Source organism: Pseudonocardia sp. CA-107938, assembly GCF_050936315.1.
Classification (GTDB): domain Bacteria; phylum Actinomycetota; class Actinomycetes; order Mycobacteriales; family Pseudonocardiaceae; genus Pseudonocardia.
The window spans coordinates 707,830-729,222 of sequence record NZ_JBNJNA010000001.1 but is presented as its reverse complement, the minus strand read 5'-3'; the positions used below and the strand labels follow the sequence as shown (position 1 = coordinate 729,222).

General features: G+C 74.5%; 24 protein-coding genes. 13 read left to right on the top strand and 11 right to left on the bottom strand.

Features of this window, described 5'->3' with window-relative positions; translation table 11 throughout:
• Window positions 1–8: 8 nt before the first annotated feature.
• Together ACQEVB_RS03695 and menE are read right to left on the bottom strand one after the other, a co-directional pair.
• Window positions 9–1,238 carry a hypothetical protein gene (locus ACQEVB_RS03695; protein ID WP_432964950.1) on the bottom strand — a complete coding sequence of 410 codons (1,230 nt, stop codon included), beginning with the start codon at window positions 1,236–1,238 and terminating at the stop codon, window positions 9–11.
• Between the two features lie 118 nt (window positions 1,239–1,356).
• Window positions 1,357–2,472, bottom strand: a complete 1,116-nt coding sequence (gene menE, locus ACQEVB_RS03690; protein WP_432964948.1) for an o-succinylbenzoate--CoA ligase — start codon at window positions 2,470–2,472, stop codon at window positions 1,357–1,359.
• Window positions 2,473–2,580: 108 nt separating this feature from the next.
• Here menE and ACQEVB_RS03685 point away from each other — a divergent pair, with 108 nt between their 5' ends.
• The gene (locus tag ACQEVB_RS03685; RefSeq protein WP_432964946.1) at window positions 2,581–2,793 is read left to right on the top strand and encodes a hypothetical protein; all 213 of its coding nucleotides are present in this window, start codon (window positions 2,581–2,583) and stop codon (window positions 2,791–2,793) included.
• A 4-nt stretch (window positions 2,794–2,797) separates the two neighbouring features.
• Here the strand turns inward: ACQEVB_RS03685 and ACQEVB_RS03680 are convergent, their stop codons facing one another.
• Both ACQEVB_RS03680 and ACQEVB_RS03675 read right to left on the bottom strand, forming a co-directional pair.
• Window positions 2,798–3,649: a transglutaminase-like domain-containing protein gene (locus tag ACQEVB_RS03680; protein ID WP_432964944.1), complete on the bottom strand. Its 852-nt coding sequence runs from the start codon at window positions 3,647–3,649 to the stop codon at window positions 2,798–2,800.
• Window positions 3,637–4,548 carry a 1,4-dihydroxy-2-naphthoyl-CoA synthase gene (locus ACQEVB_RS03675; RefSeq protein ID WP_432964942.1) on the bottom strand — a complete coding sequence of 304 codons (912 nt, stop codon included), beginning with the start codon at window positions 4,546–4,548 and terminating at the stop codon, window positions 3,637–3,639. The genes ACQEVB_RS03680 and ACQEVB_RS03675 overlap by 13 nt, the downstream gene beginning before the upstream one ends.
• 23 nt (window positions 4,549–4,571) lie before the next feature.
• On the opposite strand from ACQEVB_RS03675, the gene ACQEVB_RS03670 reads away from it, so the two are divergent.
• From ACQEVB_RS03670 to ACQEVB_RS03640, 7 genes are all read left to right on the top strand, one after another.
• Window positions 4,572–5,135: a hypothetical protein gene (locus tag ACQEVB_RS03670; RefSeq protein WP_432964940.1), complete on the top strand. Its 564-nt coding sequence runs from the start codon at window positions 4,572–4,574 to the stop codon at window positions 5,133–5,135.
• A 71-nt stretch (window positions 5,136–5,206) separates the two neighbouring features.
• On the top strand, window positions 5,207–6,262 hold the full coding sequence (locus tag ACQEVB_RS03665; protein WP_432964937.1) for a TerD family protein: 1,056 nt from the start codon (window positions 5,207–5,209) through the stop codon (window positions 6,260–6,262).
• Between the two features lie 128 nt (window positions 6,263–6,390).
• Window positions 6,391–7,038, top strand: coding sequence for a DUF998 domain-containing protein (locus ACQEVB_RS03660; protein WP_432964934.1), 648 nt, complete (start codon window positions 6,391–6,393; stop codon window positions 7,036–7,038).
• Window positions 7,035–7,871, top strand: coding sequence for a patatin-like phospholipase family protein (locus tag ACQEVB_RS03655; protein WP_432964931.1), 837 nt, complete (start codon window positions 7,035–7,037; stop codon window positions 7,869–7,871). Before ACQEVB_RS03660 ends, ACQEVB_RS03655 begins: the two co-directional genes overlap by 4 nt.
• A 314-nt stretch (window positions 7,872–8,185) precedes the next feature.
• Window positions 8,186–9,016, top strand: coding sequence for an aldo/keto reductase (locus tag ACQEVB_RS03650; protein WP_432964928.1), 831 nt, complete (start codon window positions 8,186–8,188; stop codon window positions 9,014–9,016).
• Window positions 9,017–9,041: 25 nt separating this feature from the next.
• Complete coding sequence (locus ACQEVB_RS03645) at window positions 9,042–9,635, top strand: hypothetical protein (protein WP_432964925.1); 594 nt, start codon at window positions 9,042–9,044, stop codon at window positions 9,633–9,635.
• Window positions 9,636–9,646: 11 nt separating this feature from the next.
• Window positions 9,647–9,952 carry an adhesin gene (locus ACQEVB_RS03640; RefSeq protein WP_432964922.1) on the top strand — a complete coding sequence of 102 codons (306 nt, stop codon included), beginning with the start codon at window positions 9,647–9,649 and terminating at the stop codon, window positions 9,950–9,952.
• 17 nt (window positions 9,953–9,969) lie between these two features.
• Here the strand turns inward: ACQEVB_RS03640 and ACQEVB_RS03635 are convergent, their stop codons facing one another.
• Genes ACQEVB_RS03635 through ACQEVB_RS03625 form a run of 3 tightly spaced genes read right to left on the bottom strand, consistent with a single transcriptional unit; the run spans window position 9,970 to window position 13,214 of the window.
• Complete coding sequence (locus tag ACQEVB_RS03635; RefSeq protein ID WP_432964919.1) at window positions 9,970–11,595, bottom strand: ABC-F family ATP-binding cassette domain-containing protein; 1,626 nt, start codon at window positions 11,593–11,595, stop codon at window positions 9,970–9,972.
• A 13-nt stretch (window positions 11,596–11,608) separates the two neighbouring features.
• A complete protein-coding gene (locus ACQEVB_RS03630) occupies window positions 11,609–12,469 on the bottom strand; it encodes a helix-turn-helix domain-containing protein (protein ID WP_432964916.1) in 861 nt (286 codons plus the stop codon).
• Window position 12,470: 1 nt separating this feature from the next.
• Window positions 12,471–13,214, bottom strand: coding sequence for a DUF6879 family protein (locus tag ACQEVB_RS03625; protein WP_432964913.1), 744 nt, complete (start codon window positions 13,212–13,214; stop codon window positions 12,471–12,473).
• A gap of 177 nt (window positions 13,215–13,391) precedes the next feature.
• Between ACQEVB_RS03625 and ACQEVB_RS03620 the strand changes: the two genes are divergently transcribed.
• The 4 genes from ACQEVB_RS03620 (at window position 13,392) to ACQEVB_RS03605 (ending at window position 17,323) form a co-directional block, all read left to right on the top strand.
• Window positions 13,392–13,586: a hypothetical protein gene (locus ACQEVB_RS03620; RefSeq protein ID WP_432964910.1), complete on the top strand. Its 195-nt coding sequence runs from the start codon at window positions 13,392–13,394 to the stop codon at window positions 13,584–13,586.
• A gap of 24 nt (window positions 13,587–13,610) precedes the next feature.
• Complete coding sequence (locus tag ACQEVB_RS03615) at window positions 13,611–14,339, top strand: PIG-L deacetylase family protein (protein WP_432964907.1); 729 nt, start codon at window positions 13,611–13,613, stop codon at window positions 14,337–14,339.
• The gene (gene menD, locus ACQEVB_RS03610) at window positions 14,336–15,949 is read left to right on the top strand and encodes a 2-succinyl-5-enolpyruvyl-6-hydroxy-3-cyclohexene-1-carboxylic-acid synthase (RefSeq protein ID WP_432964904.1); all 1,614 of its coding nucleotides are present in this window, start codon (window positions 14,336–14,338) and stop codon (window positions 15,947–15,949) included. Before ACQEVB_RS03615 ends, menD begins: the two co-directional genes overlap by 4 nt.
• 93 nt (window positions 15,950–16,042) lie before the next feature.
• Window positions 16,043–17,323 carry a sensor histidine kinase gene (locus ACQEVB_RS03605; protein ID WP_432964901.1) on the top strand — a complete coding sequence of 427 codons (1,281 nt, stop codon included), beginning with the start codon at window positions 16,043–16,045 and terminating at the stop codon, window positions 17,321–17,323.
• Window positions 17,324–17,391: 68 nt separating this feature from the next.
• On the opposite strand, the gene ACQEVB_RS03600 is transcribed toward ACQEVB_RS03605, so the two are convergent.
• Both ACQEVB_RS03600 and ACQEVB_RS03595 read right to left on the bottom strand, forming a co-directional pair.
• Window positions 17,392–17,703, bottom strand: a complete 312-nt coding sequence (locus ACQEVB_RS03600; RefSeq protein WP_432964898.1) for a hypothetical protein — start codon at window positions 17,701–17,703, stop codon at window positions 17,392–17,394.
• 72 nt (window positions 17,704–17,775) lie between these two features.
• Complete coding sequence (locus ACQEVB_RS03595) at window positions 17,776–19,029, bottom strand: isochorismate synthase (RefSeq protein ID WP_432964895.1); 1,254 nt, start codon at window positions 19,027–19,029, stop codon at window positions 17,776–17,778.
• Window positions 19,030–19,125: 96 nt separating this feature from the next.
• Here ACQEVB_RS03595 and ACQEVB_RS03590 point away from each other — a divergent pair, with 96 nt between their 5' ends.
• On the top strand, window positions 19,126–19,626 hold the full coding sequence (locus tag ACQEVB_RS03590) for a DUF3592 domain-containing protein (RefSeq protein WP_432964892.1): 501 nt from the start codon (window positions 19,126–19,128) through the stop codon (window positions 19,624–19,626).
• 4 nt (window positions 19,627–19,630) lie between these two features.
• On the opposite strand, the gene ACQEVB_RS03585 is transcribed toward ACQEVB_RS03590, so the two are convergent.
• Together ACQEVB_RS03585 and ACQEVB_RS03580 are read right to left on the bottom strand one after the other, a co-directional pair.
• Window positions 19,631–20,398 (bottom strand): inositol monophosphatase family protein, encoded by a 768-nt coding sequence (locus ACQEVB_RS03585; RefSeq protein ID WP_432964890.1) that lies wholly within the window; start codon window positions 20,396–20,398, stop codon window positions 19,631–19,633.
• Window positions 20,399–20,482: 84 nt separating this feature from the next.
• Window positions 20,483–21,379, bottom strand: a complete 897-nt coding sequence (locus ACQEVB_RS03580; RefSeq protein ID WP_432964887.1) for an SDR family oxidoreductase — start codon at window positions 21,377–21,379, stop codon at window positions 20,483–20,485.
• Window positions 21,380–21,393: the final 14 nt, after the last annotated feature.

Genomic DNA, 21,393 nt, shown 5'->3' with positions numbered 1-21,393 from the left:
TCCGGGACTCAGCCGGGCGGGGCCTTCGTGGGGGAGCGGGACGCGGCCTCCCGGGCGGGGGCGCCCGGGCACGGGGCGACCTTCGCCGCGTCCGGGACGGCGGCGGCGTCGAGGAACTGGTTGACGCCGATCTGCAGGAACGCGCCGACGGCGGAGGTCAGCCGGCACTGGACGGGCACGGTGGACTTGCCGGCCGCGAGCCCGACGACCCGCGCGGCGGCGTCCGGCGCGGCGAGCACCTTGGCGGCGACGTCGCTCACGACCCGCGTGAGCTGCGCGGACGTGCCCGTCCACTGGTACTCGACGGTGACCCAGGAGTTGTCGGTGAGGCCGAGCGCGTCCCAGAAGACGCCGTCGGCGAGGTCGATGCCGGCCGGGTTGAGGACGTCGCGGCCGAACTGGTCCTTGCCCTCGTTGTAGTGGTCGCGGTACGCGGCCTGCGACTGCGGGAGGCCCTGCGGGAGGTCGCCCCACTCCTCGCGCACGTCGGCGGGGTTCCAGTAGTCGTCGCGGGTGTTCCACGGCCCGACGTCCCACACGGGGGCGAAGGCGCAGCGGCCGTTGGGGGCGCACACCTTGACGGAGTAGTCGCTGCTGCCGTTGGTCGAGAGCGCCCGGCGCGACGGCAGCGCGACGAAGACGTCCCGGTCGGTGATCACGTGCCCGTTGGACGTTGTGCCGCCGACGAGCCCCTCGCGGGTGGCGAACACGCGGTAGGACCGCGGCGGGCCGTCGGCCGCGCCTTCGACGCTCTGGGCGGCCGGGCGGGCGGACAGCGTCACACCCCGGACGGCGGCGCCACCGGTCAGCACGAGCCGCGCTTGCACCCGGTCCGTGGCCTGCGGGAGCTGCACGGCGCCCGCGGCGTCCGCGGGCAGCCACTCGGTCCAGCCGCCGCCCGCGCGCTGTCCCCGGACGTCGACGGTGGCACCGCCCGGGTCGCCGTCGAGGTCGGCCTGCACCTGATCGGTCGGGGCGGGCAGGTCCCGGGCGGGGAAGGTGAGCAGTCCGGTCGGGAGGAGCGGGCCGTCGGCCGCTCCCTCGGTGGCCGGGGCGCGGAAGGCACCGGCGCCGGCCAGCCGTGCCGTGCCGCCGGTGACGGTGACGCCGGCGGCCTCCGCCGTGCCGAGGTCCGCCGACCACGTGGTGTCCGCAGGCTCGGCGGCGTCCGCGGTGCCGGCGCCGAGCAGCGCGGCCGCGAGCGCGAGCGCTGTCGCAGCGCCGAGCAACGTCCGCATGCCGCCGACCCCCGTGTGACTGCTGTGACTGGAGTGCTTGATGGGGCGCAGCACATCGCACGGGTGAGTAATGGTCAATCAACGCAGGGTGAGCAAGCCCATGGTGTGTATCCGCTGGTCACCTGCTGGGGTGGAAGAGCGCGGCGACGGCCGCCCGATCGGGTTTGCCGATGCCACGCTGCGGAATCCCGGCGACCGTCCGCACCCGCCGGGGTACGCCGGCGCGGCCCAGCGATGCCTGCACTGCAGCGACCGCTGCGGCGGGATCGGCCCCGGGCGCGACCACCAGCGCGGCCGCGACGACCTGGCCCCACTCCGCGTCCGGCACGCCGACGACGCAGGCCGCGCGGATCCCCGGCTGCGCCGTCAGCACCGCCTCGACCGCCGCGGGCGCGACCTTCTCCCCGCCCGTGACGATCACGTCGTCGAGCCGCCCGAGCACCTCGAGCCGCCCGTCGACCATGCGGCCGAGGTCGCTGGTGCGGAACCGGCCGTCGCGGAACACCGTCGCCGTCTCCTCAGGCAGGCCGAGGTAGCCGTCGGCGAGCGTCGGCCCGCCGAGGACGATCCGCCCGCCCTCCAGCTCGACGGTGACGCCGTCGAGCGGTGTGCCGTCGTAGACGCAGCCGCCCGCCGTCTCGCTCATCCCGTACGTCGTGACGACGCGGACGCCGGCGGCGCCGGCCTGGGCGCGCAGCGGCGCCGGCAGCGCGGCGCCACCGATCAGGACGGCGTCGAAGCTGCGCAGCGCGTCGAGGCCGGCACCCCCGTCGTCGAGGATGCGGGCGAGCTGGGTCGGGACGAGGCTCGTGTACCGCCGTCCGGCCGGCAGCTGCGCGACCGCGGCGGCGAACGCGTCCGGCCGGAACCCCGGCCGCAGGTCCAGCACGGCCGGCGGGTGGCCCGCGAGCAGCGAACGGACGATCACCTGGGCGCCGGCGACGTGCTCGGCGGGCAGCGCGAGCAGCCAGCGGCCGGGGCCGCCGAGCCGGGCCGCCGTCGCCTGCGCCGAGGCCCGCAGCGCCGCTGCGGACAGCAGGACGTGCCGCGGCCGCCCCGTCGAACCGGACGTGGCGATGACGAGCGCGGCCCCGCCGGCGTCGCCGAGCGGGCCCGAATCGGTGGTGGCCGGCAGGACCGGCGTGCCGCCGTTCAGTGCCCCTTCGAGCGCCCGGGTGAACGACTCGATCGCGGCGGGTGACCCGTCGAGCGGTACCCAACGCGCCGGCGTCACGTAGGGCCACCTGATCGGAGGACCCCGTGACGATCGGTGATCATGCCATCGTTCGACACCACCCGACCGCCTGCGTTTGGAATCGTCGCAGTTCGGGGACCATGAGACATGGCCTCTGTGGACGGACGACGCGGCGGTGGGGCGGCGGCCCGCCTGCGTCCGTGCGCGGCGACCCGTCGGGACCCGCTGAACGTCGCCGCCCTCCGCGCTGACGACGAGCTGATCGAGCTGGTGCGCCGGGATCGGGTGCCGCCGGCCGTGACCGACCCGCTCGTGCGGCTGCTGGTCGCGTGGCGCGCCGAGGTCAACCGGCCGCACTGACCGTTCACGGGAGGGTCTCCTCCCGCCCGCCGCGCTCCATGTTCAGCACGGTCGCCGGCACGCGGATGCGCTCGTCGCGGTCGTGGACGGCGCGGGCCGCGTCGGCCGAGTCGGGGTCGGCCGTCAGCGCGGCGAGCTCGTCGAAGAGGGCGACGAGGTCCGGGGTGATCTCTTCGTTGGGCTCGGGCATCACGCCCCAGACGTCCCAGGGGAGCAGCTCGCGCTCGGCGAGCGCGGCGACGTCGCGGACCAGGTTGGCTGCGATCCACCAGTCGCCGAACTCGCCGAGGGGGCTGAGCCCGTAGCGGCCCGGGTCGTCCGCGCCGGACCGGCACCGCCGCCACGCCTGCCCGGCGACGACGAACTGGTCGCGCGGCACGTCGGCGGTGTCGAAGCCGATGCTCCACGCGGCGCGCTGGCGGTCGTCGAGCTGGGCGTCGGCGAGCACCCATCGGCCGTCCCAGTACTCGGCGACCCAGTGGTCCTCCATGGCGTCGCTCGGGAAGTAGGCCCCGAAGCCGCAGCGCGCACGGGCCGGCACGCCGTGCGCGCGCAGCGCGGCGACGGTGAGCACGGTGAAGTCGCGGCACGTCCCGGCCACCCGCTCGGCCGGCGGACGCGCCTGCGTGATCGGACGGCCGTCGGCCAGCAGGTGGTCGAGGATCTCCTCGACGGTCCGCAGGTTGCTGGTGACGTCGTGCCGTTCGGTGCGCGGCACGTCGTACATCCCGGTGAGGTCGCGATGGATCAGCAACCCCTGCACGGCCGCCATCAGCTCGGGCACCGATGCCGGCAGGTCGAGCAGGGCCTGCTGGTGGCGCCCGCCCGCGGTGATCTGCCCGGCTAGTAGTGCCACGGGTGCCCCGACCAGTCGGGGGCGCGCTTCTCCAGGAACGCGTCCCGGCCTTCCACTGCCTCGTCGGTCATGTAGGCCATCCGCGTCGCCTCACCGGCGAACAGCTGCTGGCCGACGAGCCCGTCGTCGGTCAGGTTGAACGCGTACTTGAGCATGCGCTGGGCCTGCGGCGACTTGCCGTTGATCTCGCGGGCCCACTGCAGCGCCTCGGCTTCGAGGTCGGCGTGCGGGATCACAGCGTTCACCGCGCCCATCGCGTGCATCTGCTCGGCGGTGTAGGTGCGGCCCAGGAAGAAGATCTCGCGGGCGAACTTCTGCCCGACCTGCTTGGCCAGGTACGCCGAGCCGTACCCGCCGTCGAACGAGCCCACGTCGGAGTCGGTCTGCTTGAAGCGGGCGTGCTCGGCGCTGGCGAGCGTCAGGTCGGCCACGGCGTGCAGGGAGTGCCCGCCCCCGGCCGCCCACCCGTTGACGACGGCGATGACGACCTTCGGCATGAACCGGATGAGCCGCTGGCACTCCAGGATGTGCAGGCGGCCGGCCCGGCCGGGATCGACGGTGTCGGCGGTCTCGCCGGACGCGTACTGGTAGCCCGTGCGGCCGCGGATCCGCTGGTCGCCGCCGGAGCAGAACGCCCATCCGCCGTCCTTCGGCGACGGGCCGTTGCCGGTGAGCAGCACGCAGCCCACGTCGGAGGTCTGCCGGGCGTGGTCGAGCGCCGTGTAGAGCTCGTCGACGGTGTGCGGCCGGAACGCGTTGCGCACCTCGGGCCGGTGGAACGCGATCCGCACCGCGCCGACGTCGACGGCGCGGTGGTAGGTGATGTCGGTGAAGGCGAAGCCCGGGACGGGCTCCCACGCCTTGGGATCGAACGTCTCGGACACCTGCTGCTCGGCCACCTGATCACCCTATGTTTATTTCCATGCGGTGGTCGACGGCGGCGCTGGCCGCGACGCCCGGGATCGTGCTCGCGATCGCCGGACTGTTCCATCCCACCGACCTGACGGTGGCGACGGCGCCGACGTGGTGGCAGCTGCACATCTGGTTGCTGCCGGTGTTCCCGCTGCTCGGCGGCGTGATCGTGCTGCTGCTGCGCGGCGAGCGGGGCTGGGTCTCCTGGATCGCGCGGATCGCCGCGTACGTCTACGCGGTCTTCTACACGGGGCTGGACGTGCTCGCCGGGATCGGCGCCGGCTACGTCACCGACCGGGCGGGCGGGCCCGTGCCGGCGGTGCGCGACCTGCTGAACATGGGCAACGACCTGGCGACCTACGGCGTGCACGCGTTCCTCGTCGCCGCGATCGCGACGGGCATCGCGCTCGTCCGCCGCGACGGGCGCGCGGCGGTGCCGGGCGCGGTCGTCTTCGTGGCCGCCGCCGTGCCGTTCCTGCAGGCGCACATCTACTGGCCGGTCGGCGGGCTCTCGATGCTCGGGCTGGCGATCGGCGCGGGCGCGCTCGCGCTGGCGCGGCGCGAGCCCGCCTGACTGGCAGGATCGAAACCGTGCAGACGTTACCCAAAGGGGCGAACGCGACCCTCCCTGCCGGCCCTGTCGCCGTGACCGTGGTGGCGGCGGCGCCCGTCGACATCTCGGCGTTGCTCGTCACGGACGGCGGCAAGGTCCGCAGCGACGACGACTTCGTCTTCTACAACCAGCCGCAGGCAGCGGGCGTGCGCTATCGGCCCGACGGCGTCGACGTCGACCCGGCGGGGGTGGAGCCGGCGATCGCGAAGGTCGTCGTCACGGCGAGCCTGGACGGGCGCGGGCCGGCCACGTTCGGGCAGCTCGGCGGGTTGCGGCTGGACGTCGCCGTCGGGGGCGTCCCGACCGTGGCGTTCACGCCGGACGGGCTCGGCGCCGAGACCGCGCTGCTCTGCGTGGAGATCTACCGCCGCGACGCGCAGTGGAAGGTCAGGGCCGTCGGTCAGGGCTACGCGAACGGGCTCGCCGGCATCGCGACCGACTTCGGCATCACCGTCGACGACGAGCCGGCGCCGCAGGCCGCGACCCCGCCGCCCGCGCCGACCAAGGTCAACCTGGACAAGGGCCGGGTGTCGCTGAAGAAGCGGGAGACGGTGTCGCTGGTCAAGACCGGTGCGCCGGCGCTGCGCCGGGTCGCGATGGGGCTGGGCTGGGACCCGGCGCGCGGCGGCCGCGACATCGACCTCGACGCGTCGGCCATCCTGATCGACCAGCGTGGCCGCAAGTCCGACGCCGTCTGGTTCATGAGCAAGAGCGCCTACGGCGGCGTCGTCGAGCACTCCGGTGACAACCTCACCGGCGCCGGCGAGGGCGACGACGAGACCATCGAGGTCGACCTCGGCCGGCTGCCCGCCGACATCGTGGCCGTCGTGTTCACGGTGAACTCGTTCCGCGGGCAGAAGTTCACCGACGTCGCACGCGCGTACTGCCGGCTGCTCGACCGGGACACCGGCGCCGAGCTCGTCCGGTTCGACCTGACCGACTCCGAGCCGCGCACCGGCGTGATCATGAGCGTGCTGCGCCGGGCCGGCGACGCGTGGGAGATGACCGCGATCGGCGACTTCCACGACGGCAAGACCGCGCGCGCCATGTTCGGCCCGGCGGAGAAGGTGGTCGCCGGCCTCGCCTGAGCACGTCACACATCGCTGGGCCCGTTCACACACGTCCGGACATGTGTGAACGGGCCCAACCGTGTGTGACGTCGATGTGCCCCGGGAACTACTTCCGCCGCACATCGCGTTCCTCCACCGTGGACACCTTGACGCCGAGCCCCGTGCGCGCCGACGGCCGGCTGCTCGCCGCCCTCGGGCTGGCGGGGGCCGCCGTCGCGGTGCTGACGATCGGCGCGCTGCACCTCCTCGCCGCCTCCACCGTCGACCCGATCCGCCGCACGATCAGCGAATACGCGCTCGGCGACCACGGCTGGCTCTTCGACGTCGGGGTGCTGGCGCTGGCCGCCGGCGCCGCGGCCGTGCTGGTGGCGCTGGTGCGCACGGGCCGGGTGCGCGTGCTGTCGCCGGCCGTCCTGCTGTACGGCGTCGGCGTGCTCGGGCTGGTGCTGGTGGTTGCGTTCGAGAAGACGAACTGGGCGGTCGGCCCGAGCCTCTCGGGCACCATCCACCGCTGGTCGAGCCTGCTGGTGTTCGTGGCGCTCCCGCTGGCCGTGCTGCTCATGGGCCGTGCGCTGCGGGCGCGCTGGGTCGCCGCGCTCGGCGCGGGCACGCTCGCCTGGATGGCCGCGATCCTCGCCGGCATCCCGCTCGGGCCCGTCCTGGGTCGACCGTGGTGGCAGGTGTGGCCGCTCGGGCTGATGGAACGCGGTCTCGCGCTGACGCTCGTCGCCGCCGTCGTGGCGCTCGGGGTGTGGACGGTCCGGCAGCAGCCGGCTGCCACGATCACCGCATGACGCGACGCGCGCTCGTCCTCGGCGGCGGTGGGCTCACCGGCATCGGGTGGCTGTGGGGAGTCATGGCCGGGCTCGCCGAGGAGGGCGTCGACCTGCGCGACGCCGACCTCGTCGTCGGCACGTCGGCAGGCTCGGTCGTCGGCGCCTCGGTCGCGCACGCGCTCGACCCCGAGGAGCGCTACGCCGCCCAGCTCGTGCCGCCGGACGGCGAGATCGGCGCGGCGCTGGGTGCGGGTGCGCTGCTGCGGATGGCACCGGCCCTGCTCGGCTCGCCTGCGCCGCAGCGGTTCCGGGCCCGCGTGGGCCGCATCGCGCTGCGCACCCCGACGGTGCCGGAGGCCGACCGCATCGCCGTCATCGCCGATCGGCTGCCCGTGCGCGAGTGGCCGGAACGGGAGCTCCGCGTCACCGCCGTCGACGCCGTGACCGGCGAGTTCCGCGCATTCGACCGGACGTCCGGGGTGCCGCTCGTGCAGGCCGTGGCCGCCAGCTGCGCGGTGCCCGGGGTGTGGCCGCCCGTCACGGCCGACGGCCGCCGCTGGATCGACGGCGGCGTCCGCTCGCCCGTCAACGCCGACCTCGCCGCCGGGTACGAGCGGGTGGTGGTGCTCGCGCCGATGGTGCGCGGGTTCGGCCGCGGCACCGGCGCCGGGGCGCAGGTCACGCGGCTGCGCGCGCAGGCCCGGGTGGTGCTCGTGAGCCCCGACGCCGAAGCGCTCGCCGCGTTCGGACGCAACGTCCTGGACCCCGCCCGCCGGGCGCCTGCGGCCCGGGCCGGCCGCGCGCAGGCGGCTGCGGTCCTCGACGCGGTGCGGGCCGTCTGGTCCGGCTGATCGGGGGCCGGGCACGGCGGTGATCAAGGGCAAGGTGTCGTTGGCGGAGATCAACTGACGACCTTTTGCCCTTGATCACGCTGTCGACCAGTTCCACGCGGGGCCGGCGTCGTGCGGGGGGACTGGCCGCTGCGCAGGCACGCGGCGGTCCGGGCTCGCCGGTGATCAAGGGCAGAATGTCGTAGTTCGATCTTGCCGAGCAACATTCTGCCCTTGATCACCGCCGCCTGGCCTCCACCGCGCCGCCGCCCGTGCCGCTGCGCTCGTGGTTGGCCCAGCGTTAGGTCGCACAGGCCGTCGGGTACGCCTTCGACATGCCTGACATCCCCACCGTCCGACTGAACAACGACGTCGAGATCCCCCAGCTGGGGTTCGGCGTCTTCCAGATCCCGCAGGGAGACGACACCGTCACGGCCGTCACCACCGCGCTGGAGGCCGGCTACCGGCACATCGACACCGCGCAGGGCTACGGCAACGAGACGGAGGTCGGCCAGGCGATCCGCAAGTCCGGCCTCGACCGCGACGAGGTCTTCGTCACCACGAAGCTCGACAACTCCCGCCACGGCCGCGACGAGGCCCGCCGCGCGCTGGACGAGAGCCTGGAACGGCTCGGGTTCGACCACGTCGACCTGTTCCTGATCCACTGGCCGCGACCCGCCGCGGACAAGTACGTCGAGACGTGGCAGGGCTTCGAGCAGATCCTCGCCGACGGCAAGGCCCGCGCGATCGGCGTCTCCAACTTCCAGCCGGCCCACCTGCAGCGGCTCGCCGCCGAGACCGACACGGTGCCGGCGGTGAACCAGATCGAGCTGCACCCCTACCTGCAGCAGACCGAGCTGCGCGCCTACCACCGCGACCACGGCATCGCCACCGAGGCGTGGAGCCCGCTCGGCAAGGGCCGCGAGCTGCTGCAGGACGACAAGCTCGGCGCGCTCGCCGAGAAGTACGACCGGACGACCGCGCAGGTCGTGCTGCGCTGGCACCTGCAGGTGGGCAACGTCGTCATCCCCAAGTCGGTGACCCCGGAGCGGGTGCGGGAGAACATCGACGTGTTCGGCTTCGAGCTGGCCGACGACGACCTGGCCACCATCGCCACGCTGGAGCGGGAGCTGCGCCTCGGACCGGACCCGGACACGTTCGGCTGAGCGCCGCGGTGCGATAGTTCCGCGCATGTGGGGGGCCGTACCGCCGCCGCGGACGGGGTCCGGGCTGCGCATCGCCGCGGTGCTGCTGCTCGTGCTCGCCGCGGCGCTGACGCTCGGCGGCAGCTTCGCGCCGACGTCGTTCTACACCTACGACTACGTCGGCCCGTCGGGGTCGCCGTCGCCGACCACGTACATCGCGAACTCGTGGCGCGTCCAGGCCGATCCGCCCGACGACGAGCTGCGCCTCGACCAGCCGCTGGACGGGTATCTGCTGGTCGTCTGCGTCCTCGTCCTGCTCGTCGCCGTCGTGGTGCTGCTCACCGGCGGCCGCCGGCCCGACGGTCGGGCACTCGGCCGCTCGGTGGGCGTGGGCGCCGCAGCGCTGCTCGTCGGCGTGGTGGTGCAGTCCTGGGTCGCGTTGATCGACTGGCTCCGCTCCGTCGCCCGCGACATCGCCGAGCGGCAACCCGACAGCGGGATCCGCACCGACCTGATCCTCGGGCCCGGCGCATACCTGCAGCTCACGGCCGCCGTGCTCGCCCTCGCGGCGGCGGTGCTGCTGGTGATCTCGGCCCGATCCGATCTGCTCCGCGCTGCGAGGTCGCCCGTTCGGCCCTAGCGTGGACGCCCATGTTGGCAATCACCGACTTGGCGGCCGACGCCATCAAGACCCTGACCACCGACGCGGAGCTCCCCGAGGGCGGCGGCCTGCGCATCGCCGCGCCCGATCCACAGGAAGGCCTCGAACTCACCCTGGCCGGGCAGCCGGCCGAGAACGACGTCGTGCTCGCCGGCGACGGCGTGAGCGTGTTCCTGGAGCCGGCCGCGGCCCAGGTGCTCGACGACAAGGTGCTCGACGTGCAGCAGGCCCCCGCCCCCGACGGCGGCCAGGAGCTGCGCTTCGCCATCGCCCCGCAGGCGCCCATCGCCGACTGACCGCCCCGGCACGGGGGCTACTCGGTGAGCTGCCCGCCGCTCAGCGACCAGCGGCGGGTGGTGCGGACCGTGTCGAGCATGCGGCGGTCGTGCGTCACCAGCAGGACCGTCCCGCCGAAGCTGTCGAGCGCCTGTTCCAGCTGCTCGATGGCGGGCAGGTCGAGGTGGTTCGTCGGCTCGTCCAACACCAGCAGGTTCACCTCGCGGGCCTGCAGCAGCGCCAGGGCCGCCCGCGTCCGCTCTCCCGGTGAGAGCGACGCGGCCGGCCTGGGCACGTGCTCCTTCGTCAGCCCGAACTTCGCGAGGAGCGTCCGCACGTCGGACTCCGACCAGTCCGGCACCGCGTCCCCGAACGCGCGGGCCAGCGGGTCGGGACCGAGGAACAGCCCGCGGGCCTGGTCGATCTCCCCGATCCGCACGCTCGCACCGAGGCTCGCGCTGCCCTCGTCGACGGGGATGCGGCCCAGCAGCACGCCGATCAGCGTCGACTTGCCGGAGCCGTTCGGGCCGGTGATCGCGATCCGGTCGGCCCAGTCGACCTGCGCGTCGATCGGGCCGAGGGTGAACGAGCCGCGCCGCACGACCGCGTGCGAGAGCGTGGCCACCACCGCGCCGGAACGGGGCGCGGCGGCGATCGACATCCGCAGCTCCCACTCCTTGCGCGGCTCCTCGACCACCTCCAGCCGCTCGATCATCCGCTCGGTCTGGCGGGCCTTCGCGGCCTGCTTCTCGCTGCTCTCGATGCGCGCGTTCTTGCCGATCTTGTCCGGGTCCTTGATCTTGCGACGGGCGTTGCGCACGCCGACCGTCGCCCAGTTGCGCTGCATGTGGGCGCGGTCCTTGAGGTCGTCGAGCCGCTCCGCGTACTGCTCGTACGCCTCGCGGGCGTGCCGGCGCGCCACCTCGCGTTCGTGCAGGTAGGCCTCGTAGCCGCCCTCGTAGACGCCGATCTGCTGCTGGGCGAGGTCGAGCTCCACGACCGTCGTGACGGTGCGGGCGAGGAACTCCCGGTCGTGACTCACCACCACGGCCGGGGACCGGAGGTTCTGCACGAACCGCTCCAGCAGCTCCAGCCCGGCCAGGTCGAGGTCGTTGGTCGGCTCGTCGAGCAGCAGCACGTCGTAGCGGGAGAGCAGGAGTGCGGCCAGGCCCGCGCGGGCGGCCTGCCCGCCGGAGAGCGCCGTCATCGGGGTGTCGAGATCGACCGCCAGACCCACCTCGGCCAGCACCGCGCCGACGCGTTCGTCGAGGTCCGCGCCGCCGAGGGCGAGCCAGCGCTCCAAAGCCTCGGAGTACGTGTCGGGTCCGCCGTCGGCGAGCGCGGCGGCGGCGGCGTCCATCGTCTCCTGCGCGGCGGCCACACCGGTGCGCCGTGCCAGGAACGCCGCCACGGTCTCGCCGGGCCGCCGTTCCGGCTCCTGCGGCAGGTGCCCCACCGTCGCCGTCGGCGGACTGACCGTGACCTTGCCCTCCTCCGGCACGTCCTCGCCGGCCAGCAGGCGCAGCAACGTGGACTTGCCGGCGCCGTTCGCGCCGACCAGCCCGACGACGTCACCCGGCGCCACGACGAGATCGAGACCGGAGAACAGGACCCGGGCGCCGTGCCCGGCGGACAGGCCCGTGGCCTGGAGGGTCACACTCATGACAAGGCTGAGGCTACCGGGGGATCTCGGCGCGGTAGAGCTCGGCGATCTCGGTGAACAGCGCCGCCGCCTCCGCCCCGAAGATCGCCAGCTTCTGCAGCTTCCCGAACAGCTCGACGTGATCGGCGACGATCTGCGGATCGGTGATGATCGCGTTGCCGGCGGTGGTGCCGAGCAGGACCGTCGAGCTGTCGTGGATGTTGAAGTCGTTCGTGATGTACGACGGCGACGTGCCCGCTGGTAACCGCCGCGGGATGACCCCGATGTGCCACTCCGGCCGATTCGTGGCGAGCCACGCGAGGTGGTCACACTGCTCGGCCATCACCGCGGGTCCCGTGCCGCCCCAATGCAGAGCCGATTCGGCCATGATCTGTGTCGCGGAGCGACCTGGTTGCACCATGTGCAGCTGGCGGCCCATCCGCTCCCGCACCCAGTCCTCCCGCTCCCCATCGGAGATCGGGCGATCGGCGATGAGCGCTCGCGCGTACGCCTCGCACTGGAGCAGGCCAGGCACGATGGTGCCGCAGAAGGTGGCGACATGAGTGGCGCTGCGTTGACGATGGCGGAGGCGCCGCTGCAGCGAGGCCACGCCTTGCTGCAGCAGCACCCGCTTGGTGACGATGCCGACCTGCTCCTCCGCGGCATCCCGGGCGAGCTCGATCAGTCGCCGCATGGCCGGCCTCGGCAGGCGCAGTGCGAGGCCGATCCGCCCGGCCACCAGCGGTGACGGGCGGAGCCGGCCGGACTCGAAGCGCGAGATCGTCGCCTGCGAGGCGCCGATGCGCGCGCCGAGCTCCGCCCCGGTGATGCCGGCGTCGCCACGCAGTCTGCGCAGCGTGGCGGCCAGCTCGGCCGCGGCGGAGCCGTCGGACATGTCAGTCAGGGTATGTGCCCTTCCGGTGGTGCTCGGGGTGGGCCGCCCACCAGGCCGGGAACGGTTCGGCGAGGTGCCACAGCATGTCCCGCACGGCGACGAAGAACTCGACGTCGCGCTCGACGACCGACGCGCCGAGGATGGCGCCGCCCTCGTCGTAGTGCATGCGCACCACCTCGGTGCCGTTGAACACCCCGAAATCGCCGATCGGGGCAAGCGGGAACGGTGTGACGGTGAGGTCGAGGATGCGGATCTCCTCGCCGTACTCGGTGAGCGTGTTGTAGCCCCACTGGCACTCGAAGCGCTCGTAGTCGGTGAGCGGCCCGCGCACGATGCGCACCCGGCGCCGAAGGAGGCCGGCATCCCGCTCCTCGCGGACCTTCGTTCGCCATGACAACCCGCGCTGCCGGTACGACTCGTAGTCGCCGCGCTGCCACTCCGCGAAGCTGATCCGGTCGGGGTCGTAGTAGGGCAGTGTTTCCAGCCGGAAGTGGTCTTGGGTGAGGTGCGCGTAGTACCACGCGTGCCACTCGTCGCGAGGCATGACGCGAGGGGTCCCGTCGACGAACCTGCGTTGGATCTTGACGACCGTCTCGTGCGGCGGGATGTGGAGTTTCTCGAGGAGATCCTGGTCCGTGACCCGGTCGCCCTGCGCGAGTACGTGGTCCGGGTCGTCGGTGTCGATGACCCGGTGGCAGTCGGGCCTTTCATCGCAGTCGCTGCGCAGCACGCCGGTGATCCGCATGGCTGTCCCCTTCGCTCATCTCGGATGGACCACAGGGTGGCATGCCATGGCACAGTGACGCAAGGTTGTCATGCATTGGTCAATCGTGCATCATTAGCTCATGCTGGTTCGCGATCGACGCCGTCGACGTCCGTGGTGGCAGCGACTGTGGCGCAGACTTCTCCGTAGGCCGACCCGGTGACGCCCCTCGCCGCCGCACTCGCCGTACTGCCCGGCGTGGCCGAACGACTGGCCGCCGACCACGTCGACGATGGGACGGGGCATTGCCGCGTCTGCGTGAACGGCGGCCAGTCGGGCCGGTCCGTGTGGCCGTGCACCTTGCGCTCCGCCGCCGACGCGGCGCTCGGTACCCGGCCGGAGACGCGCCCCTGACCATGGTCCGGGCAGGATGTGCCCATGAGCGAGCCGTCGTACGCGCCGATGCCCGATGACTGGGAGCGGGCCCTCGTCGTCGTCGCCCACCCCGACGACCTGGAGTACGGCGGCTCCGGTGCGGTCGCCGCGTGGACGGCGGCGGGCCGCAGCGTCACCTACGTGCTCGCCACCAGCGGCGAGGCCGGGATCGACACGCTCGATCCCGCCGAGTGCGGGCCGTTGCGCGAGGCCGAGCAGCGAGCGGCGGCAGCCGCGGTCGGCGTCGACCCCGAGACGGGCGTGGAGTTCCTCGGCCACCCCGACGGGCTGCTCACCTACGGGCTCCCGCTGCGCCGCGACATCGCGGCGGCGATCCGCCGGCACCGCCCGCAGCTCGTCGTCACCAGCAACCACCGCGAGACGTGGCCGGGTGGGTTCCTGAACCAGGCCGACCACGTCGCTGTCGGTGCGGCGACGATCGACGCCGTCCGCGACGCGGCCAACCGGTGGCTGTTCCGCGAGGTCGGCGAGCCGTGGACGGGGGTGCGCTGGATCGCCGTCGCCGGCTCGCCGCAGAGCACGCACGCCGTCGACATCGGGCCGGTGTTCGACCGGGCCGTCGCGTCGCTGGAGGCGCACCGGGCCTACCTGGCCGCGCTCGGCGGCGACATGGCCGAGCCGGAGCCGTTCCTGCGCCGGGTCGCCGAGCAGGCCGCAACGCGCCTGCCGGGCGCCACCCTGGCCACGACGTTCGAGCTGTTCGCGCTGTGACCGGGCAGTCCACCCGGCAGGCGAGGGCCGTCGTCGACGAGCTGGTCCGCGGCGGCGTCACCGACGCGGTGCTGTGCCCCGGCTCGCGCAACGCGCCGCTCGCGTTCGCCCTGCAGGCCGCCGACGCGGCGGGCCGGTTGCGCCTGCACGTGCGCATCGACGAGCGGGGCGCCGGGTTCCTCGCGCTGGGGCTGGCCCGCGGGTCGGGCCGGCCGGTGCCGGTGTGCACCACGTCCGGCACCGCTGTGGCCAACCTGCACCCCGCGGTGCTGGAGGCGTCGCACGCCGGCGTGCCGGTGATCGCGCTGACCGCCGACCGGCCCGCCGAGCTCATCGGCACCGGGGCCAGCCAGACCGTCGACCAGACGGGCATCTTCGGCGGCGCGGTGCGCCTCGCGGTCACCGCCGCGACCGACGACCGCCGCGTCCGCGCGCAGGTGTGCCGGGTGCTGGCCGCCGCGGCCGGTCCGTGGGCGGGCCCGGTGCACCTCAACGTCCCGTTCACCGAACCCCTCGTCCCCGACGACGACGTGTGGCCGGCCGGTCGGCCGGCCGGGCAGCCGTGGACGTCGGCTCCGCCGTCCGCGCAGGTCGCGCCCCCGCTGCCGCTGGACCCGATCGCGCCCACCCTGGTGCTCGCCGGCACCGGCGACCCGGCGCCGGCCTACGCGGGCCTGCCCGTGGTCGCCGAGCCGGGCTCGGCCGCGTGGCCGCACGCGCTGCGCGCCGGACCGTGGCTGCTCGACGACCAGGCCCTGCGCCCGGCGCAGGTCGTCGTCGCCGGCCGGCCGACCCTGCACCGCTCGGTGCAGCGGCTGCTGGCCGACCCGGACGTCGCCGTGTACGCGCTGGCCGGGGCAGCGCCGTGGCCGGACGTGCCGGGCACCGTGCGGGCGGTCGGTGCGCTCCCGCAGATGATCCCCGACCCGGTCTGGCTCGCGACCTGGAAGGCCGCCGACCGCGCCGCCGCGTCCACGCTCGACGCGGCCCTCGACATCGGCCTCGCCCCGGCGGGGATGCGGCTGGCCAGGGAGCTCGTGGCCGGGTTGCCACCCGGGTCGGCGCTGACCATCGGCTCGTCCAACCCGGTGCGCGACATCGCACTGGCCGCCCGCCCCCGCTCCGGGATCACCGTGCTGACCAACCGCGGCGTCGCCGGCATCGACGGCACGGTCTCGACCGCGACGGGGTTCGCGCTCGCCGGCGGCGGCCCTGGCTACGCCCTGCTCGGCGACCTCACGCTGCTGCACGACGTCACCGGCCTGATGACCGGCCCGGACGAGCCCCGCCCCGACCTCACCATCGTCGTGCTGAACGACCGGGGCGGCGGCATCTTCGGTCTCCTCGAGCAGGGCGCGCCCGAGCACGCGGGAGCGTTCGAGCGGGTGTTCGGCACCCCGCACACCGTCGACCTGGCGGCGCTGTGCGCCGCGATCGGGGTCGCGCACACCGCCGTCGCCCCCGCCGATCTCGCCGGTGTGCTCGAACCGGCACCCGGCGTCCGCGTGATCGAGGTGCCGGCCGACCGCGCAATGCTGCGCTCTGCACACGGAGAGCTACGAAAGGCGATCGGTGCGTCCGTTGCGGAGGCGGTCGCCCACGGCGCGTAACGACGGACGTGATCCGGTCGACAGCCAGATGGAGCTCCCCAGCGCCCGGCCGGTCCGCCGCGCCGTCGATGTTGTCGTCAGGGGTCGGTTCGGTTGTCCATCACGGTCCGTGGTCTCGCCGCAGAGACGGCGGCGCTCGTCGCCGGTCTCGCCCTCGCCGCGGTCGTCGTGCTGGTGCTGCCGGAAGACCCGGTCGGTGCCCGCGTGCTCGACCAGCTGCCGGCCGACCTCGCCGCCGTCGCCGCCGCGCTGATCGGGGCCGCCGCCGCAACCGCCCCGCAGCCGCGGGCCCGGCTGGTCGCGGCCGCCGTGGCGATGTACGTGCCGGTCCCGTTCCTGCTGCACGGCAGTCCGCACCCGTCGTGGCTGCTCGCCGCGAGCCTGGCCGCGCTGGGTGGTGTGGGGATGCTCGCGCTGGCCCTGCGCGGCCGGCCGCGCCGCCGCGACCGCGCCCCGCTCGTGCTGGCCGGCGTGGTGACCGCGGCCGTGGTCGCGGTGCTCGTCGCCCGGTCGGTCGTGCCGGCCGCGCCGCCGCCGTCGTGGCTGGTGCTGGCCGCCGGCATGCTCGCGTGGTCGGGTGCCGGCGCGACGAGCCTGCTGGTCGTCGCGGCCGGGCTGCAGCACGACCGCCGGCTGCCGCGCCGGGTCGGGCTCGCGTTCGCCACGCTCGCCGCGGCGCACGCGATCGCGCTGGTCACGGGCACCGCGCCGGGGTCTGTCGAAGGTCCCGTCGGGCGCGTGCTGGAGCTCGGCGCCACCGTCATGCTGGTCGGCACCGGCGCCGCGTTCCTGGCCTCGACGGTGCACGGCGTGCGCGCCCGGCTCGCCGCGGCCGAGGCCGCCCTCGGTGCGGCGGCCGAGCGGGAGGAGGAGCTGCGGGCCGCGGTCGCCGCGCTCCCCGGCGCGGCCGCCAGCGAGCTGCGGCACCTGCTCGACGAGCGCGAGGGCCCGCCCGGCGGCGCCGCCGTCGCCCCGCTGCTGCGCGACCTCGCCGTCGTCCACCGCTCGTCGGGGCTCGCCGTCGAGCTGGACGTCGAACCCGACCTGCGCGTCGGCATGGACCACTGGGCGCTCGGCCAGGTCATCACGAACCTGTTGGTCAACGTCGAGAAGCACGCCCCCGGCGCGCGGGTGTGGCTGCGTGCGCGCCGGCACGCGGACCTGGCCCGCGTCGAGGTCGCGGACGACGGCCCCGGCCTCCCCGACGGCGCCGCCCCCGACGTGCTCCGCGACGGCAGCCACGGCCTCGCGGCGACGGCCGAGATCGTCGGCCGCTACGGCGGCACGTTCACCCTCACCTCGGCCGACGGCGGCTGCGTCGCGACGCTGGAACTGCCCGTCCAGCGCTCGGCCCACACGACGTCACACAGCTAGCGGCCACCGCACACAGCGCACAACCTGTGTGACGTGGCCGTGCGCTGTGTGACGTCGCCCGGACCGGCTCAGCCGAGCAGGTCCACCAGCGCGGAGACCTGGGTCCGGTGCAGCCGCCACGGGGTGGTGGTGATCCCCATCTCCTCGGCGCTGCCCGACACGGGAGCGAACTCCGGGGAGCCGTAGAACGCGTTGGCGGCCTCTTCGCTCTCCCACACGTCCACGACGCGCCAGCCGCCGTCGGGCTTGGGGCCTGCGAGGTGCGCGATCGAACCGGGCGGCGTGGGTGCGTCGAGCGACTCGAGCCCGAGCGCCTTCATCAGGTTGTCGTACTCGGCTTCGCCGACCTTGTCGGAGTCGAAGATGAACGCGATGGGCATGCCCGGCCTCCTCGCCGTGGTGACCCCCCAGCTGTGTGGTGCCCGGGGGACTCGGCGGCGCCGCTGCAGCCGTTACCCCCGCTCTTCGAGGGCCTCGCGGACGGCCAGCAGCTTGGCGGCGGCTTCGCGCACCTCGGTGTCCGGGTCCGACTCCGCGACGATGCCGCAGCCCGCGTACAGCCGCGCGAAGCGGCCTTCCAGCTGCGCGCAGCGCAGCGCGATGCCCAGCTCGCCGTCGCCGTCCGCGTCCACCCAGCCGACGGGCCCGGCGTAGCGGCCGCGGTCCATCTGCTCGAGCTCCGCGATCAACGCCACCGCAGCCCGGCGCGGCGTGCCGCCGACGGCGGCGGTCGGGTGCACGGCCGCCGCGAGCAGGAGCAGGGACGCCGGGTCGTCGTCGGGCAGGGTGCCGCGCACGTCGCTGGACAGGTGTGACACGTTCCGCAGCGCCACCACCGACGGCACATCGGGCACGTCCAGTGATGCGCAGAGCGGGCGCAGCGACGCGGCCAGCGAGTCGATCGCGATGGCGTGCTCGTGGCGGTCCTTCGCCGAGCCCAGCAGCCGTGCCGCGACGGCGTCGGCGTCGGCCGCGCCGCCCTCGCCGAGCCAGCTCGTGCCCGCCAGCACCCGCGCCGACACGGTGCCGGCGTGCCGGCGGATCAGCAGCTCCGGGGTCGCCCCGACTAGCCCGTCGACGGCGTACGACCAGCACGTCGGGTAGCGGTCGGCCAGGCCGGCGAGCAGGAACCGGCCGTCGAGCGGGCGGTCGGCGACCGCCAGCAGGTCGTGCGCCAGCGCGGCCTTGTCCAGCTCGCCGCGGCGCATCCGCCGGGTGGCCTCGGCGACCGCCGAGCGGTAGCCGGCCACCGACAGGTCGCCGTCGGCGTACCGAACGGTGCCGGTGGGCTGCACGGGGCTCACCGACCGCACCGCCGACGGGCCCTCGCCCGCCGAGAACTCGGTGACCCAGCAGACCCCGTCCCGTCGCCCGACGACGACCCGCGGCACCACCAGCACCGAGCCCGGCGAGTCGTCCGCGAACGTGAACGAGGCGAACGCGAGCGGCCCACTGCCCGGTGCGCCCACCTCGTCGCGGACGTCGAGGCGGGAGACGAAACGGCGCCACCACGCGTCGGCGTCGGCGAAGCGCGACGGGCCCGTGCCGGAGAACCGGGCGACCTCGCCCCACCCGACGACGCCGTCGCCGTCGCGCAGCCAGCACAGGGGGTTCTGCGCGTCGGGAAGCAGGTCGAGCAGCCGGCCGGGCTCGTCGACGAGCCTGGTACGGACGCCCAACCTGGCGGGTAACGGGGCGATCGTCACGTTACCGAGGGTAGGAGGGAGCGTCGGCGAATGCGCGCCCGGCCCACGAGGCGCTGACCACAGCCCCGGTGTGGGGGGCGACTAGAGTCACCCGGCGTGACAGGGACGCAGGTGGGTCCGCCGAGCACCGGCGCCACCGTGACGAAGGTGGCCGACGAGCTCGCCGACCTGCTCAATCCCGTCGCCAACCTGCTGCGCACCCGCTGCGCCGAGTTCGTGGCCGGCCTCGCGGTGCTGGTCACGGCACTGGCCGTGTTCGCGGTGGCCGGTGCGATCGTCGACGACCGCGCGATCGACGCCAACCGCGCCGTCGCCGAGGCGCAGGTGCTCGACGGCTCCACGTTCACCCGCACGCTGGTGCGGTTCTCCACCGCTCGCGGCGAGACGGTCGTCCCCGAGAACGGGGTGGCGTACCCGCGCGGCCTGCAGGCCGGGGACTCGGTGCCCGTCGAGTACAGCTCCTCCGACCCACAGCGCGTCCGCGTCGCCGGCCGCACGGCGCTGGGCCAGTCCGGCCCGCTCGCCATCGGGGTGCTGGTCACGTGGCTGGTGCTGGGGCCGCTGGCGTTCTGGTTGCGGCGGCGCCGGCGCGGGTGATCGCTCACCCCGCCCGCCACCAGCCCAGCACCTCCTCGACCGCGCCCGGCACGGCCACCACCAGCCCGTCCGGCTCCTCGACGGCGAGCGCGCCGGCCTCGCGCGCCAGGCACACGGCACCGGCGACGTCACGGTCGCGGTAGCCGTCGAGGACGGCGGCGACGGCGTGGCCCAGCGCCACCTCGGTGATGGCGAGCGCCGCCGACCCGAGCACCCGCAGCCCGACGTGCCCGGCGACGACCTGCGCGAACCGCGCCGCCGTCGACGGCAGCAACTCGGTGCACACCAGCCCGCCCGCGGCCGGGCGGGCCGCGACCTGCACCGGGACGCCGTTGGCGCGCACCCCGCGCCCGCGCGCCGCCGCGTAGATGTGCGCCCGGCTGGGGTCGGCGATGACCCCGACGACCGGGCCGAACGCGTCCACGAGCGCCAGGCTGTACGCGCACCACGGCAGGCCCGCGACGTAGTTCGCGACCCCGTCGACGGGCGCGACGAGCCAGTGGAACGGCGTGCTCGGCACCGGTTCCCCGACGGGCACGTCGGGGAACTCGGCGGCCAGCACCCTGCGGGTGTGCCGTTCGAGCGTGTGGTCGGTGTCGGTGACCCAGTCGTACGGGTAGTCGGGGCCGGTCCGGCGGTCGCGGCCCGCGGTGGCGGTGATCACCTCGGCGGCGTCGTTCGCGAGCCGCCCGGCCACTTCGAGCGCGCGGGAGAGCAAACCGGGATCCACGGGTGGCGGGGCGGGCGCATCCGGGGACTGCTGGACCGTCATGCGTACCGAGCGTCACCGCCCCCGGTGTCGCCGGTGCGACTCCCAGATGACGTGTCGTGGATCACCCGTGGAAATCGGCCCGCGTCAGGCGTGGGCGTAGGCGCCCGCGTCGAGGTCCTCGATCAGGGTCGGCCCTTCGGGACGCCAGCCGAGCAGCTCCTGCGTACCTGCGCTCGACGCCCGGGCGTCGATCCCGAAGAAGCGCCCGATCCAGCCGAAGTGGGCCGGTGCGTCGTCCGCCGCGATCGAGGCAGCGGGGACACCGACGGCGCGACCGATCGCCTCCGCGATCACCCGCGCCGGGACGCCTTCCTCGGCGACCGCGTGCAGGCGTGCCCCCGCGGGCGCCTTCTCCAGCCCGAGGCGGATCAGCCGCGCGGTGTCGGAGCGGTGGACCGCAGGCCAGCGGTTCGCGCCGTCGTCGATGTAGCCCGCGACGCCCGTCCGGCGCGCGACGCGGACCAGCTCGGCGACGAAGCCGTGGTCGCCCGTGCCGTGGACGGTCGGCGCGAACCGCAGCGCCACCGGGTGCACCCCGCGGTCGAGGAAGCTCAGTGCGAGGTTCTCGCTGCCGCCGCGGGCGGAGTCGGGGCCGTGGAAGGGCGACTCGTCCTCCTCCGTGGCGGGCCGCCCCTGGACACCCAGCACGAGACCGGACGCGACCAGGAACGGCCGGCCGCTGCCCGCGAGGGCCTCCCCGATCGTCTGCACCGCGGCCCGCTCCGCGCTGGCGGAGACGGCCGGGTTGTTGAAGTCGTGCTTGTTGGCGAGGTGGATGACGGCCTCGGCGTCGGCGGCGCCGGCGCGGATGCCGTCGAGGTCGTCGAGGTCGCCGCGGCGGACCTCCACGCCCTTCGCCTCCAGTGCGGCGGCCGAGGTCGCGGAGCGGGCGAGGCCAACCACGTGATGACCGGCGGCGATCAGCTCGTCGACAGTGGCGGAGCCGATCCAGCCGGAGGCTCCGGTGACGAAGACGCGCATGGCAACTCTTCTTC